This window comes from Pedobacter puniceum (assembly GCF_009674685.1).
Lineage (GTDB): Bacteria > Bacteroidota > Bacteroidia > Sphingobacteriales > Sphingobacteriaceae > Pseudopedobacter > Pseudopedobacter puniceum.
Genome location: NZ_WKJI01000002.1, coordinates 39,765 through 55,693, shown reverse-complemented (window position 1 = coordinate 55,693; position 15,929 = coordinate 39,765). Strand labels below are relative to the sequence as shown.

The following is a 15,929-nucleotide window of genomic DNA, read 5'->3' as shown; positions in this document are numbered from 1 at the left end:
TTGTTAATATATACCTTTATAATTATTAAACCTGAAATTTAGCTTCCTGATTTCTAGGATACTCGATTTAAGTAAAATTTTTATATGATAACAAATAGGAAATATCTAGTTCCATTTATCCTTATTACGTCTCTTTTTTTCTTATGGGGTTTTGCACACAATTTAAATCCTATACTAATACCCCACTTAAAAAAAGCATGTGAGTTAACAGATTTAGAATCCGCACTTATTGATTCTGCTTTTTACATAGGCTATTTCATTATGGCTATACCATCTGGTATATTGATGAGAAGATTTGGCTATAAATCTGGGATTGTTTTTGGACTATTATTATTTGCTTTAGGAGCATTCCTATTTTGGCCAGCTGCTGAATTGAGAAACTTCAGTTTCTTTTTACTTGCCTTATTCATCATAGCTAGTGGTTTGACATTTTTGGAAACAGCAGCTAATCCTTACATAACAGTTTTAGGAGAGCCAGAAACTGCAACTATTAGACTTAATTTTTCACAATCTTTTAATGGTTTGGCAGCCACATTGGCTCCTTTCTTGGGTGGGATATTTATATTATCAGGTGTTCATTTATCTGATGAACAAAAAGGTAGTATGTCTCTTATAGAGAAAGAAGAGTTTTTAAAGCAGGAGGCTTCAAGTGTACAAATGCCTTATTTACTTATAGGTATCCTAGTTTTATTAGTGGCCATCATCATTTGGCGTGTAAAATTACCAGAGATAAAAGTTGATAGTCATCAGAAATTAATGTCAAAAAGTAGTATTTGGAAAAATAAAAATCTAGTTTTCGGAGTAATCGCTCAATTTTTTTATGTAGGAGCACAAGTTTGTGTATCTAGCTTTTTTATCAGATTTATTGGTGAGGCAGCTGGTGTAGCAGAAAAAGATGCGGCTATGTACCTATCGGTTGCATTATTGGTGTTTATGATAGGCCGTTTTGTTGGAACATTTTTAATGAAATACATTAGTCCGAGAGTATTACTGGCCATTTATAGTATAGCTAACGTGATATTATTAATAATGGCTATTAATTTCGGCAATATGCTATCTATTTATGCCCTTATTGGGGTAGAGTTTTTTATGTCTATCATGTTTCCAACCATATTCTCTTTAAGCTTAGATGGCTTAGGAGAAGAGAAGAAAATAGGGTCATCCTTATTAGTAATGGCTATAGCAGGAGGTGCTTTTTTTCCTTTAATTATGGGTAAAATATCAGATATGGTAAATATTCAAATCGCCTATATCGTACCGCTATTTTGCTTTTTAATCGTGTTCTTATTTGCAATTCAATCAAAAGTTAAGTTTAATGAATAGATATTGTTTAGCACTGGATCTTGTAGATGATGATGCTTTAATACAAGAATATGAGCGTTATCATATTAAGATTTGGCCAGAGATAGAAAAAAGTATTAAAGATAGTGGTATACTCAGTATGCAGATATACAGGCTGCACAATAGGTTATTCATGATTATGGAAACGACAGATGAGTTTAGCTTTACTGAAAAAGCAAAGAAAGACCAAGTGAATCCGAAAGTACAAGAATGGGAAACTCTGATGTGGAAATATCAAAAAGCCTTACCCCAATCTAAAGAAAACGAAAAGTGGGTTTTAATGACAAAAATATTTGATTTATAGTAATTTATAAATGAACTCTTTAAATAATAATTATCTCCAAATACATCCATCAGATAATGTTTTGGTAGCATTGCAAGACTTACCAAAAGGTATGGTAATAGCGCATGGTCAAGAAAATATCACCCTATTAGATGACGTTAAAGCGAAGCATAAATTTAGCATCACTAACTTGCTACCAAACGATCAAATTATTATGTATGGTGTGTTGGTAGGTAAAGCAAATGAAAAGATAGCGAAAGGTGCTTTGTTAACCACAACCAATATTAAACATGCCACAAATGATTTTTCTTTAGGTAAAAGAAACATCAACTGGACTTCACCTGATATCCATAAGTGGAAAGAAAGAACTTTTAATGGTTATCATCGGTCTGATGGTTCTGTAGGAACAGCTAATTATTGGTTAGTTATTTCATTGGTTTTTTGTGAAAACCGCAATATGAATATCCTAAAACAAGCTTTAGTAGATAAATTAGGTTATGGTAAAACTACCAGTTATCAATTAAAATCTGATAGACTTATTGAATATTATAAAGCAGGAAAGACAGTTGATGATATTTTAAGCATCAATTTTGATGAAATTAAAACTGATGAGCATAAACCCAATCCTTTATTTCCAAATGTGGATGGAATAAAATTTTTGACTCATGATTTAGGTTGTGGAGGTACACGTAACGATGCCAGAAATTTATGTGGTTTATTGGCCGGATACATCACAAATGCCAATGTTGCTGGTGCTACGGTATTAAGTTTAGGATGCCAAAATGCACAAGTAAGTTTATTAAAAGAAGAAATTTCTAAACGCGATGCAAATTTTTCTAAGCCTTTGTATGTTTTTGAACAACAAGTAGAAGGCACAGAAGAAAACCTTATCAATAAAGCTTTGAAGAGTACCTTTTGTGGTTTAATAGAAATAAATAAATTAACTCGTAAACCGGCATCTTTAAGCAAACTTTGCATTGGTTTAGAGTGTGGTGGTTCTGATGGTTTTTCAGGAATATCTGCTAACCCAGCCATCGGTTACACTTCTGATTTGATAACAGCTTTAGGGGGGTCTGTTATATTGGCTGAGTTTCCAGAGCTATGTGGCGTGGAGCAAGAACTTGCAGACCGTTGTGTAGATGATGAAAATGCGAATAGATTTATAAGTTTAATGAGGTCTTATAATGATAAAGCTGAGGCCTTAGGTTCGGGTTTTTTTGCTAATCCATCACCGGGTAATATCAAAGATGGTTTAATTACGGATGCGATAAAATCAGCTGGAGCAGCAAAAAAAGGAGGTACTTCACCTGTAACTCAGGTATTAGATTATCCAGAAAAAGTTGAAAAATCAGGTCTTGCTTTATTATGTACACCGGGAAGTGATGTGGAGAGTACTACTGCAGTTGTAGGCGCTGGAGCCAATATTGTATTGTTTACCACTGGTTTAGGAACTCCCACAGGTAATCCTATTGCTCCAGTAATTAAACTTTCTACCAATACAGCTTTATTTAATAAAATGCCCGATATCATAGATATTAACTGCGGTTCTATTATCGAAGGAGAGGAGACTATACAGCAAGCTGGAGAAAGAATATTAGAGTATGTGATAAAAGTTGCTAGTGGCGAGGAAATACCAAAATCTGTAAGGCTAGCTCAAGATGATTTTATTCCTTGGAAAAGAGATATCTCTTTGTAAGAGTTTTGTACAATTATCTGCTTAACTAATTAGAAATGAGGATTAAACTTCATTATATACTTTATTGTTCTATCATTTTACAATCTTTAGCTATTAAAGCTTTATCCCAAGAAGCTTATATCAAGCTGCAGGAAAGACTTAAACTAGGTTGGCATACTTATAACCATAGTAGTATACTTAGTTATGTTTATATGCCCGGTAATTTTTCGGTTAAACTAAGCTTAAAAAGTAATAATATTGGATTATATGGTTATATGGGTGATGCCTATATTTCAACAAAAGTAAAAAGACCAGAACGTGTATACCCTATAGCTTATAGTGCAAACGGAGACTATAGTGAAGTTTTACTGACTTATGAGGAGATTGAAGTAAATATTAAATCTGCAAATATTAATAACGAATTATATTTACTGGTCACTCCAATAAAGTATAGCGGACTTAAACCAACTCTAGTTCTAGAAGGTGGTATCTTATGGAATGCAGCGGGTACTGTACAAAAAGATGGTAATATCATCATTGCCCAATTGCCACAGAAAAAAATTCAAGTACAGGCAACCCAACAAGCAATAAAATCTATCTTGCCAATTAATAACCCTTATTTGGCTTTTGATATGGAAGGAAAAATTGGTTTTACAAGTAAAGCCAACTTAACCTTAGCAGATATAGAACAAGCCATTGAAACAGTAAAGTTAAAACATCAAAAAAATCTAGAACAATATAAAAACCAGGCAGAAATGGTTAGTATCATACAAAATGCTATTGGTTTTAATACTACATACGACCCTTTGAATGACAGGGTAATTACACCCGTAAGCAGATACTGGAGCGAATCATTTGGAGGACCGTTTGTATTGTTTGCTTGGGATACCTATTTCGGAGCGTATATGGCTTCACTTTTTAATAAAGATTTAGCCTTTTCTAATGCTATAGCTATTACCAAGAGCTTAACGCCTGGAGGTTTTGTACCTAACTATACTTCCGGAGAGAACAGAATATCTGCTGATAGGTCACAACCCCCCGTGGGTAGCACTATAATTAGAGAAATATATAAAAAATATCCAGAAAAATGGTTCTTAGAATATGTTTTTGATGATTTATTAAGCTGGAACAACTGGTGGGTAAAGAGTAGAGCTACCTCAGAAAATTTATTATGTTGGGGTTCAGATTATTTAGGGGATGCATCAGCAAATACCTGGCAAGCGGCAGCTTATGAATCTGGTTTAGATAACTCACCCATGTTTATTGATGTTCCATTTAATAAAAATACACACTTAATGGACCAAGCAGATGTAGGCTTACAATCCTTATTTATTATGGATTGCGAGGCTTTAGCAGACATCGCCCAAATACTAGGTAAACAAAAAATTGCTAAACAATTAAAAGACAGAGCGGCTATCTATAAAAAGGCATTAGCTAAATTATGGGATCAAGAAACAGGGCAATACTTAAATTATAGAACCGATATTAAAGCATTTAACCCGGTAACTTCTCCCACAAATTTCTATCCTTTACTCATTAATTTACCTACACAATCACAAGCCAATAGGATGATTAGTCATCTAGAAAACCCCGAGGAATATGCTGGAGATTATATCATACCCTCTACACCTAAGAATAATAAGTATTATCAGGAACATGATTATTGGAAAGGTAGAATATGGGCACCTTTAAACTTCTTGGTTTATTTAGGTTTGAGGAATTATGAGACTTCTTTCAAAAAAGAGTTAGTAGAAAAGTCTGCTAAGTTGTTGGTTGACAATTATAAGGCTACTAGAGGTTACGTTTATGAAAATTATCATGCTATAAAAGGTGTTGGTAGGGCCAATGATGAAATCATCAATCAATCTGATAATTTTTACCATTGGGGAGGATTATTAGGCTTTATATCTATAATAGAGGGGGGGTATATGAATAGTCCTTTACAAAGTATAAGTAAGTAACTGCAAGAAAGTGGTAAAAAATCTTTCTAGAAGATAATAAGTATAAGTTTAATTTTTTATTAGATGAATTTAGATTTAAAAGACAAGGTTATTATAGTTTCGGGTGGAGCTAAGGGAATTGGAGAAGGAATAGCAAAAGTTTTGGCGTATGAAGGAGCTATACCTGTAATTATTGGAAGAAATATTCATGATGCTAATAAAGTAGTAGCTGAGATTGAAGATTATGGAGGAAAAGCTTTTGCTGTGCAAGCAGAATTAAGTTCACCAGAGCATTGTAAAAAATCCATCGAAACTGTAGCAGCTCAATTTGGCAAAATCGATGGTTTGGTGAATAATGCCGGGGTTAATGATGGTGTAAATCTAGAGCATGGGAATTATGAAAGATTTATGGCTTCATTGCATAAAAATTTAATTCATTATTACTTATTAGCTCACGAGTGCCTTCCTTATTTGAAAATCTCTAAAGGTAGTATCGTTAATATTGGTTCTAAAACTGCTGAGACAGGTCAAGGAGGAACATCTGCTTATGCAGCAGCAAACGGAGGTAGAAATGCCTTAACCCGAGAGTGGGCAGTAGAGCTTTTAAAATATAATATTAGAGTAAATGCAGTGATAGTTGCAGAATGCTATACACCTATGTATGAAAGTTGGATTAAGTCGTTAGATAATCCAGAAGAAAAGCTAAAAGAAATAACAAATACTATTCCTTTGGGAAACCGTATGACAAGTGCTGAGGAAATTGCAAATATGGTTGTTTTCTTATTGTCTGAGAAATCAGGTCATACTACAGGTCAATTGATACATGTAGATGGCGGATATACACATCTAGATAGAGCACTTAATAAATTAAAATAGGAAATGATGAAAAAATTGTGTTTTAGTTTTTTATTAGTTCTTATAATTCATGCAAGTTCATTTGCGCAAAAAGGAACAGTAAGCAGAAGTTTAGTATTAAAAAGTGCTATTCTAAATAAAGAGATGAAGTACTCTATTTACCTGCCTCTGGATTATGATAAAAATAATGAAACCTATCCAGTTTTGTATCTTCTTCATGGTTATGGAGATAACGAAAATGCTTGGATAGATTATGGTAAGATTTTCGAGTCTCTAAATCAGGATGTGTTAACAAGACTTAATTTTCAAATGATTATTGTTATGCCTGATGCTTTGAAAACTTATTATATGAATAATTATAATGGTTCAGTGAAATATGAGGATTATTTTTTTAAAGAATTTATACCACATATAGAGAGTGTCTACAGAATTAAAAAATCAAAAAATTACAGAGCTATATCTGGTTTATCGATGGGGGGATTTGGCTCTTTTTTATATGCTCTAAAATATCCTGAGTATTTTAAAGTAGTAGCTCCCTTAAGTTCTGCTGTGAGAACAGATGAGGAGTTAGTTAGCATGAAAGATTCTATATACAACCGTTCAGCATATGCTTATCTGTTAGGTAGTAATTTAAAAGGAAGAAAAAGACTCAATAAAACGTGGTATGAGAACGCTATTATCCATTTGATTAATAATAGTGATGCAGATAGCCTGAAAAGTATTAAATGGTACATAGACTGCGGAGATGATGATTATTTATTGAATGGTAATATTTATACGCATCTAGCTCTTGCGCAAAAGAGAATCCCTCATGAATTAAGAATTAGAAACGGTGAGCATAATTGGAAATACTGGCAAGTATCTTTTGTAGACGTATATCAATATATTGCTCATGTTTTCAAAAGTGAGTATAAAGAATAGGTATCTAAAAGGTTGATATGTGACTCGCTTTTGATACATTTTGTACTTATGAATGTCGCATTGGTTCACCATTGATGGTTTTGCACCAGATATACAGCATAACATCAGCTTGGTCCTAGACAGAATAAATAAAGCAAAATTTTTAGTTAAGCCGTAGGTACTGAAGATTACAAAAGAAACTTGGATAGTTAGGAAAATTTTAATAATGATAAATAATTAGTAAAGAATGAAAATATACAAAATAACAGATGGTATTGTAATTGAAGATGAAAAAAACAATTACTATTTAACAAAAGAAGAAAATTTTGATCAGTTTATAAATCAGGAAAATTTATATAATTTTCTTGAGAACAAGATTGTAGGCTTAACCCCTTTAATAGATACAAATTTCCAATCTCAAATACAAGCGCCATTAGTATCACAAGAAGTTTGGGCAGCTGGGGTAACCTATCTTAGAAGCAGAGATGCAAGAATGGAAGAGTCTCAGGAAGCAGCCGGCGCAACTTTTTATGATAAAGTATATGATGCAGAGAGACCCGAAATATTTTTCAAAGCTACTGCACAAAGGGTAGTAGGAACCAATCAAAAAGTAAGAATAAGAAAAGATTCTACTTGGAATGTTCCAGAGCCTGAGCTAACATTACTTATCACATCAACAGGTAAAATTGTTGGTTATACCATTGGTAATGATATGAGTTCTAGAAGTATAGAAGGCGAAAATCCTTTGTATTTACCACAGGCAAAAGTTTACGAGAAATGCGCTGCTTTAGGACCATGTATCTATGTTCCTAGATCTCCTATTTCTCCAGAAACAAAAATCAGTATCATGATAGATAGAGATGGGAATACCTTATATCAAGATAGTGTACAAATTAGTCAAATGAAACGTAAGCATACTGAGTTAGTTGAGTTTTTATTTAGAGAATGCGACTTTCCTGATGGATGTTTTTTAATGACAGGTACATGTTTGGTACCACCTAATGAATTTACCTTAGAAAGCGGAGATGAAATAAGTATCTACATAGAAAATATTGGCACACTTAAAAATAGCGTAGAATAATGGATATTACCGGAAAACACTTAATAGCATCAGAGTTTGTTGCTTTTAGTAGAAATACTTTTAACGCTTCAAGAGCAGCGGATGAAAGTATCATAGATATACCTTTTTATGAGGCTACTAAAGCAGAAATAAATGCTGCTTGTACAGCGGCAGCTTTTGCATTTGATACATACAAAACTAAAAGTGGGATAGAAATTGCTAAATTTTTAGAAACCATAGCAGAAGAAATTGTTGCTTTAGGGGATGTTTTAATAGAAACTGCCAAAGCAGAAACTGGTCTACCAGATGCTCGGTTAAATGGTGAAAGAGGGAGAACTACAGGTCAGTTAAATCTTTTTGCAAAGATGTTGAGAGAGGGAAGCTGGGTTAATGCTATTATAGATACAGCGCAACCAGAAAGAAAGCCTTTGCCAAAAGTAGATATCAGAATGATGCAAGTTCCTATTGGCCCTGTTGCGGTGTTTGGAGCAAGTAATTTTCCTTTTGCTTTTTCTGTGGCTGGTGGTGATACTGTTAGTGCTTTAGCGGCTGGTTGTACAGTTGTTTTTAAAGCACACCCAGCTCATCCAGCTACATGCGAATTGGTTGCTACCGCTATTCATAAAGCTATTATTAAATGTGATATGCCTGCTGGCGTATTTAATATGGTACAAGGCGCTTCTCATGAGACAGGTGCAGAATTAGTTACCCATCCATTAATTCAGGCAGTAGGATTTACAGGTTCTTTCAAAGGAGGTAAGGCCCTATATGATTTGGCTACTCGTAGAGAGCAACCCATTCCTGTTTATGCAGAAATGGGAAGTGTAAACCCAGTTTTTTTTCTGCCTGGTATTTTAAAAGAGAAAGGCGATGGATTAGCTAAGAGTTTGGCAGAGTCTGTAACTTTAGGGGTTGGGCAATTTTGCACTAATCCGGGGATGTTTATTGTAGAGCAATCTAAAGATGCCGAAGCTTTTGTTGAGAAGACAAGAAATGAGCTAGCATCTATTTCTGTTGGTCCTATGTTAACTTCAAATATTAAAAATGCTTTCCTATCAGGAGTAAACAAAATTAAACAAACAGTAGGGGTTAACTGCTTAACAAACGCTGTAGAAGGCAAGCTAAGCCCTTATTTATTCACTAGTAACGTTGCACAAGTTTTAGCCAATGAAGAAATTGCAGAAGAGGTTTTTGGCCCTTCTACAGTTGGTGTTTATGCGAATAATATAGAAGAAGTTTTAGAATTTGCTCGTAAATTAAAAGGACATTTAACGGCAACTATTTTTGGTACAGAAGAAGATCTACTAAAATATCGAGAACTCATTCATATATTACAGGAAAAAGTTGGAAGATTAATATTTAATAATTTCCCAACAGGGGTAGAAGTTACACATGCAATGGTGCATGGTGGACCTTATCCTGCAACCACAGATTCCCGTTCTACATCTGTTGGAACCACAGCTATTTACAGATTTACTAGACCTATTTGCTTCCAAAATTGCCCTGAGGAATTATTACCTAAAGTATTAAAAGAAAGCAATCCTTCAGGTATTATAAGAACTATAAACGGAATAACAGCTAAACACTAACTAATAAAATAATATGAAAAGTATATATAAGTGCTTATTAATATGCCTATTTACAAGTAAAATAACATCAGCGCAAGAAAAGAATATAGAGAAGAAGATAGACAGTTTGATTTCCTTAATGACACTTGAAGAAAAAGTAGGGATGATTCATGCTAATTCTTCCTTTACGTCTGGAGGAGTTCCGCGTTTGGGTATTCCAGAGTTAGTAACATCAGATGGTCCACACGGAGTAAGGGTTGAGCATGGCAGAGATTGGGACTATACCAATGATAAAGTAGATGATGCAGGAACCTATTTACCAACCGGTATTGGCTTGGCTGCTACATGGAATACTAAGTTAGGATACGAATTTGGTAAAGTTCTAGCTAATGAAGCAAAGGCAAGAGGCAAAGATGTGATTTTAGGCCCTGGTGTAAATATCATCAGAACGCCTTTAAATGGTAGAAATTTCGAATATTTAAGTGAAGACCCTTATTTAAATGCTAGAATGGCTGTTGGATATATTAAGGGAGTACAAGATCAAGGAATATCAGCAAGTGTAAAACATTATATTGCTAATAATCAAGAAAAAGATAGAAACACGATAGATGTAAACATGAGTGATAGAGCTTTAAATGAGATTTATTTACCTGCTTTTAAAGCTGCTGTAGTGGAAGGTGATGTGAATACAGTAATGGGATCTTACAATAAGTTTAGAGGACAATGGGCTGCACAAAATCATTACCTTATTAACCAAATTTTAAAAGGACAATGGGGCTTTAAAGGGGTATTGATAAGTGATTGGGGTGCTATTCATAATACTATGGAAGCACTGTACAATGGTTGTGATATAGAATTTGGTTCTGAGCTTAGCACAAGAAAAGGATTGGGATACAATAATTTTTTCTTAGCAGATACGGTGATTCAATTGGTAAAAGAGAAAAAAGTTCCACTTTCTATTATTGATGAGAAAGTAAGACGTATTCTACGAGTGATGTATAAAACCAAGATGATTGGTGGCGCCCAACGTACACCTGGAGAATTTGCAAGTACAGCACACTTTAAAAAAGCTTTAGCAATCGCAGAAGAGTCTATTGTGCTTTTAAAAAATGAGAAAAATATTTTGCCTTTAAATGCGAAGAAAATTAAAACTATTGCAGTTATTGGTCTCAATGCCAAACGTCCGCATGCTTTTGGTGGAGGTAGCTCTCATGTTAAAGCAAAATATGAGATTACTCCTTTACAAGGTATTGAGAAATATTTTGCTGGTAAAGCAAAAATAGTTTATGCTGATGGTTATGAGATTAAAAGAGGTGCTATAGCTAATCCTCAGTTAATTAACGAAGCGGTTAAGTTAGCCGCAAGTGCTGACCAAGTAATTTTTATAGGAGGCTGGCACCATGGTTATGATTATACCAAATGGGAAGAAAAAGCTTACGATACGGAGGGAGAAGATAAACCCGATATGAAATTACCATCTGGACAAGATGAACTGATTAAAGCGCTTTTAAAAGTAAAACCTAATACCATCAATATCATGATGGGAGGTGGCCCAGTAGATATGTCTGCTTGGATTAATGATGCCGCCGTTGTTGTACAAGCCTGGTACCCGGGTATGGAAGGTGGTACAGCTTTAGCCAACATCATTTTTGGTAAAACCAATCCGTCTGGAAAACTTCCAGTAAGTTTCCCTGTAAAATTAGAAGACTCTCCAGCACATAAGCTCGGAGCTTATCCCGGTACAAAAGGAGTTACCTACTATAGTGAAGACATTTTTGTAGGCTATAGATATTTTGATACCTATAAAGTAAAGCCACAATTTGCTTTTGGACACGGCTTATCTTATACAAAATTTGATTACAGTAATTTACAGCTATCCATGCAAGCAGATAGTACAGTAAAGGTTACTTTTAATATCAGAAATACTGGAAAAACAGCAGGTTACGAAGTTGCACAGCTATATGTAATGCCTTCTAAGGCTCTAATTCCACGGCCAGAAAAAGAGTTAAAGGGGTTTGAGAAAGTATGGTTAGAAGCGGGAGAAACCAAAACAATAAAATTAGTTTGCAGTGTAGATGATTTTAAATATTACGATGACCTACAAGCAAAATGGGTTTTAGAAAAAGGAACTTATGGCATTGCCATAGCAAGCTCTTCTGATGATATTAGGTTAAAAAAAAATGTGGAGTTGTAGTCTTTAAGCAAAAAGGAAAATTAGCTATACTGAGCTTCACGCTTAAACTTGCCGAAGTACAATACATAGAATTAAGTTAGCTTGGTTTAGCCGATATTAAAAAGAGTGTAGACCAAGATGAATTAAAAAGGTGGGAAAAAGCACAAAGTGGGTTGAGCTAAGTCCAAGATGTTGTTAAATCATGATTTATGAAAAATATAACCCCATTAATCTTACTGATAACCATAGTCTTTTTAACTACCAGTTGTAAAAAGAATGCAAAAGATAACAAAGGGCAGGAGCCCTGTCCAGGCTTTTGTGAAAACTTTGATTTCGGTCTGGTAGATTACCAGCCAGCCTGGAGCCCAGATGGAAAATACATTGCTTATTACCATATAGATATAGAAACAGCAAAGAATGGCATCTGGCTTATTACGCCAGACGGCAAAGAAAACCGTTTATGGCACTCGGGAGTAGGCGCAGAAACACCAAGCTGGTCACCGGATGGGCAGTGGATAGCTTTCTCGCAAGGTGTACAAATATGGAAGAAAAAGCTGAATGGCGATAGCCTCACCAGAATAACAAATGAAGGCCGTAATTTTTTTCCGGCTTGGAGTCCGGATGGAGAATGGATTGCTTATGATTCTGATTATGAAAGTTCAACAGGTTTGAAGTTTATTTGGAAAGCATCATCAAATACTAATATTAAAATCCGCATAGCTTATGAACCTCTCCAAGGAGAAATCCGAATGCCTTACTGGTCCCTAGACAATAAAATTTATCATATAAGATATATAGTAGGGAATTATTACTCCGAAATTTTTTCAATGGAGGCTGATGGAAGTAATTCCAAAAGATTAACAAATAATTCTGCAAGAGATAATTATCCCCGATACTCTTCAATAAATAATAAAATAAGTTATACCTCTCAATCTGTAAACGGCGTACCCCAATTATGGGTGATGAACATGGATGGAACAAGCCAGAAACAATTAACCCAAACAGGTGGCTATACCAGTGATTGGAGCCCTGATGGAAGTAAAATAGTCTTCACAGATTCCAGAGCTGTTAATGGCCGTTTATGGCTCATGAATGCCGATGGCAGCAACAAGCAACAACTTAGTTTTGCAGAAAATTTTAACCCTTAAATTATATAATATGAAAAAACAAGTATTATCTCTACTGTTATTAACGATCTTAATAACTATGCAAAACCTAAATGCTCAAAATAAAATTTATGATTATCCAATAAAACCTGGAAGTGTAGAATGGAAAAATTTAGCAAACACAAATGAAAAAATAAATGCTTGCCAGATTCCTGAAACTCTATTATTAAAACTAACAACATTAGATTTACTAATAATATGCCTAGACTACCCTCTATTGAATAATTATACAGCATCCAATAATCCTATAGAGGGACTAAAAAATATTGTTTCTAGTTTCAATGGATTAAAAGAATTTTTAAAACGTGAAGATGCTGGTAAAGTACTTTTAGAATATTATAAAAATGAAAACCTAAACAAAATCCAATCTTATTCTGATAAAGGTAAATACACTTTTGATTTTTGTGCTTTAGAGTTGCTTTTATGCCAAGATGAAATAATTCAAAAACTAACCCCATTACAAAGAAAAGAAGCGTTGAATAATGTTATAATAAAATATAATGAAAAATCTAAATATCAGGAATATTTTGGTTTTTATGGTAAGATGACTACTTCTTATATAGGCTCTAAATACATGATTTCTTTAGGAAATGATATAACTATAACAAGTCCTTCTAAAAAAAGATTTGTAGAACAAATGGCAATCTTGGATTTATCACTTATAGATGAAATAGTTCAGGATATTGATCAATATTTAAATAAAAGCAAATAAAGTATGAAAGCTATTAAACTTAACATGATAATTTTAGCCCTTTCTTTCATTTTACCATTTCAATCATGCGAAAAATCGACAGAAAATAAAGGTATTTGTGGTGTCGAAGATCCTCTCAATAACTTAAGCTGGCTAAATAAGGAGTTTAAGTCTCTTATTGGTGGTCCAGAAATGAATGGAATTGTTCTATATGAATACAATGAACAACAAATTATTGAGATTCAAAGTTCAGAATTTAGCTCTACCAATCAGCATCAGTATTACTGTGATGGCACTAAATTAAACCTAGATGACTCTATAGAATATAGTGATTTTATGAGAAATCGAAAAGAAATTAAAATTATTTACGGATCTAAAATATGGAGATAATCCAAGAATTATTTATGGAAATTTTAAAAAAAATTATAATTTTTTATCTATTGATAATAAACGTATCCACGGTATTTAGCCAAAAAACGCCCTTTTGTACAGACATATCGGGAAATATAGTTTTAACTGCTCCTTTGACACAATCTCAAATTAATTCAATTAATACAATGCAACTAAGCCAATTTCCAAATGTTTCTAAACTAGCTGAACCAACTTCTTCTTATAATTGTCATAATTATGCTTGGGTAAAGCGAACTGGTGGAAATTCATTTTGGTTAAATAGTCCAGGAGATGATGCGTTTTGGAATGACAATAGTTATATTCAAACAATAAATAACGGAGAAGGGGAATTACGTATTTCTTATCAAGGTGATCATTCTGCAGTATCAATAGGAAACTCAAATTTAGCCGATTCAAAATGGGGATCTTGGGGTCTTTATAGACACGCAATTACTGATGTACCAGCTTCGTATTTACCTAATAGTACCTTAACTTATTATAAGAAGAATGATATCATCGGCCCTATCCAATCTTGCCCTAACGAAACCTATAGTATTCAAAATCTCCCAAGTGGTTTTACTGTAACTTGGTCTGCAACAGGCAGTATTGGAATTACGGGTTCAAATACTGCTAATCCAGTATCAACTACTTCTTTATATAATGGTACGGGCGTACTTACAGCAACTATAACAACTACTTGTGGGCAAACAATAACTACTACTAAAAGCATCACACCCCTTGTAATAGAAGGTCCGTCCGCATTATGTGAGAATTCTAGATATACCATAGCTAATCTTCCGGTAGGGGCAACAACAACATGGAGTGTAACATCTGGTTATGTTTATAGTTATGGAAATTATCCTAATGGTACTGCCAGCATTAGCAGCTATGATAATAACTATGCAGACCTTAATAATACATCAGATGGATGGGTTACTATACAAGCTAATATTACTACTTCTTGTGGGAATAAAACCCTAACCAAACATTTAATGGCTGGCTTACCCCCTTGGGATGCAAATATGTATGTTACATATAGCCAAGGCTATGGCTATTCTTTTAATGTAAATGCTTTAACATATCCTGGGGCAACATCCTGTGAATGGTATTTAGATGGAATATTAATGGATCCTTCTACTAACTGTTTTGGAGCTACTTTAGATGTTCCTTTTGGTTCTGCCTATTATAATTATTTTCAATATACTTACTATGGTAACCATACAATAACGGCAATTGCTCATACCGCTTGTGGAGATGTAACTGTTGAGCATCAGTTTAACACCAACAGTAATTATTTTGCCATATCCCCAAATCCAGCAGATGAGGAACTTGTTGTAAGTACCCATAAAAATAATGAGGATGTTGTTTTAACAGCAGAGAGCCAGAAGATTTATGAAAAATTCAAAAACAAAAATAAGTTAGAGTCAGAAAATTTCCTTGTAAAATTACTAAATGACAAAGGTGAAATTTTAAGCTCTGGTAATATGTTTAATGGCAAAATCACCATCAACACTAAATCTATTCCTAATGGCATTTATTTCTTACATGTTTTAGCTGGTAAAGAAGTGATTAAAAAACAAATTCTAATTAGCCATAAATAGCTTTGAAATCTCATTCTTAAAATAGGCTAAATCGATAGTTAACAATTGTAAGAATTACCATTAGAGGATGTGATTTTGTTAATCATACTATATCATAGGGCGCTAGAACCTGGAAAGTACAATATATTAATTGGCTCAGCCAGTGATGATGTTAAACTTGATAAAGAAGTGAGATTTAATTAGAATTTTAAAAAGATAATTATCCAATTTTAGCCCATTGTGGGTTCCTTTTTAAAGAATCTTTTAGCTTACAAGAAGAGTAAAAAGATATAAATTGAAAGGGGGA

General features: G+C 33.9%; 13 protein-coding genes. All 13 read left to right on the top strand.

The genetic code is table 11. The annotated features are described in order from the left end of the window. The first annotated feature begins 84 nt into the window (after positions 1-84). The 13 genes from fucP (at position 85) to GJJ64_RS06920 (ending at position 15,643) form a co-directional block, all read left to right on the top strand. Positions 85-1,323, top strand: coding sequence for an L-fucose:H+ symporter permease (fucP, locus tag GJJ64_RS06980; RefSeq protein ID WP_154287004.1), 1,239 nt, complete (start codon positions 85-87; stop codon positions 1,321-1,323). Beyond that, a complete protein-coding gene (locus tag GJJ64_RS06975; protein WP_154287003.1) occupies positions 1,316-1,645 on the top strand; it encodes an L-rhamnose mutarotase in 330 nt (109 codons plus the stop codon). The genes fucP and GJJ64_RS06975 overlap by 8 nt, the downstream gene beginning before the upstream one ends. A 10-nt stretch (positions 1,646-1,655) precedes the next feature. After that, positions 1,656-3,320: a UxaA family hydrolase gene (locus GJJ64_RS06970; RefSeq protein WP_154287002.1), complete on the top strand. Its 1,665-nt coding sequence runs from the start codon at positions 1,656-1,658 to the stop codon at positions 3,318-3,320. 35 nt (positions 3,321-3,355) lie between these two features. After that, a complete protein-coding gene (locus GJJ64_RS06965; protein WP_154287001.1) occupies positions 3,356-5,260 on the top strand; it encodes an MGH1-like glycoside hydrolase domain-containing protein in 1,905 nt (634 codons plus the stop codon). Between the two features lie 63 nt (positions 5,261-5,323). Next, entirely contained in the window at positions 5,324-6,115 is a 792-nt protein-coding gene (locus GJJ64_RS06960; protein WP_154287000.1) for an L-fucose dehydrogenase, read from the top strand. 6 nt (positions 6,116-6,121) lie between these two features. Continuing rightward, a complete protein-coding gene (locus GJJ64_RS06955) occupies positions 6,122-7,015 on the top strand; it encodes an alpha/beta hydrolase (protein ID WP_195759247.1) in 894 nt (297 codons plus the stop codon). 226 nt (positions 7,016-7,241) lie between these two features. Continuing rightward, positions 7,242-8,075, top strand: coding sequence for a fumarylacetoacetate hydrolase family protein (locus tag GJJ64_RS06950; RefSeq protein ID WP_154286998.1), 834 nt, complete (start codon positions 7,242-7,244; stop codon positions 8,073-8,075). Then, a complete protein-coding gene (locus tag GJJ64_RS06945) occupies positions 8,075-9,643 on the top strand; it encodes an aldehyde dehydrogenase (NADP(+)) (protein WP_154286997.1) in 1,569 nt (522 codons plus the stop codon). Before GJJ64_RS06950 ends, GJJ64_RS06945 begins: the two co-directional genes overlap by 1 nt. Before the next feature lie 13 nt (positions 9,644-9,656). Further along, positions 9,657-11,816, top strand: a complete 2,160-nt coding sequence (locus tag GJJ64_RS06940) for a glycoside hydrolase family 3 C-terminal domain-containing protein (protein ID WP_154286996.1) — start codon at positions 9,657-9,659, stop codon at positions 11,814-11,816. A 188-nt stretch (positions 11,817-12,004) separates the two neighbouring features. Further along, complete coding sequence (locus GJJ64_RS06935) at positions 12,005-12,943, top strand: PD40 domain-containing protein (RefSeq protein WP_154286995.1); 939 nt, start codon at positions 12,005-12,007, stop codon at positions 12,941-12,943. Positions 12,944-12,953: 10 nt separating this feature from the next. Further along, positions 12,954-13,673, top strand: coding sequence for a hypothetical protein (locus GJJ64_RS06930; protein WP_154286994.1), 720 nt, complete (start codon positions 12,954-12,956; stop codon positions 13,671-13,673). A gap of 3 nt (positions 13,674-13,676) precedes the next feature. Further along, the gene (locus tag GJJ64_RS06925; RefSeq protein ID WP_154286993.1) at positions 13,677-14,042 is read left to right on the top strand and encodes a hypothetical protein; all 366 of its coding nucleotides are present in this window, start codon (positions 13,677-13,679) and stop codon (positions 14,040-14,042) included. 167 nt (positions 14,043-14,209) lie between these two features. Next, the gene (locus tag GJJ64_RS06920) at positions 14,210-15,643 is read left to right on the top strand and encodes a T9SS type A sorting domain-containing protein (protein ID WP_154286992.1); all 1,434 of its coding nucleotides are present in this window, start codon (positions 14,210-14,212) and stop codon (positions 15,641-15,643) included. Positions 15,644-15,929 lie beyond the last annotated feature (286 nt).

Coding starts and splice junctions, on each gene's coding strand:
- fucP (WP_154287004.1), top strand. CDS start 85: ATGATAACAAATAGGAAATATCTAGTTCCATTTATCCTTATTACGTCT.
- GJJ64_RS06975 (WP_154287003.1), top strand. CDS start 1,316: ATGAATAGATATTGTTTAGCACTGGATCTTGTAGATGATGATGCTTTA.
- GJJ64_RS06970 (WP_154287002.1), top strand. CDS start 1,656: ATGAACTCTTTAAATAATAATTATCTCCAAATACATCCATCAGATAAT.
- GJJ64_RS06965 (WP_154287001.1), top strand. CDS start 3,356: ATGAGGATTAAACTTCATTATATACTTTATTGTTCTATCATTTTACAA.
- GJJ64_RS06960 (WP_154287000.1), top strand. CDS start 5,324: ATGAATTTAGATTTAAAAGACAAGGTTATTATAGTTTCGGGTGGAGCT.
- GJJ64_RS06955 (WP_195759247.1), top strand. CDS start 6,122: ATGAAAAAATTGTGTTTTAGTTTTTTATTAGTTCTTATAATTCATGCA.
- GJJ64_RS06950 (WP_154286998.1), top strand. CDS start 7,242: ATGAAAATATACAAAATAACAGATGGTATTGTAATTGAAGATGAAAAA.
- GJJ64_RS06945 (WP_154286997.1), top strand. CDS start 8,075: ATGGATATTACCGGAAAACACTTAATAGCATCAGAGTTTGTTGCTTTT.
- GJJ64_RS06940 (WP_154286996.1), top strand. CDS start 9,657: ATGAAAAGTATATATAAGTGCTTATTAATATGCCTATTTACAAGTAAA.
- GJJ64_RS06935 (WP_154286995.1), top strand. CDS start 12,005: ATGAAAAATATAACCCCATTAATCTTACTGATAACCATAGTCTTTTTA.
- GJJ64_RS06930 (WP_154286994.1), top strand. CDS start 12,954: ATGAAAAAACAAGTATTATCTCTACTGTTATTAACGATCTTAATAACT.
- GJJ64_RS06925 (WP_154286993.1), top strand. CDS start 13,677: ATGAAAGCTATTAAACTTAACATGATAATTTTAGCCCTTTCTTTCATT.
- GJJ64_RS06920 (WP_154286992.1), top strand. CDS start 14,210: ATGCAACTAAGCCAATTTCCAAATGTTTCTAAACTAGCTGAACCAACT.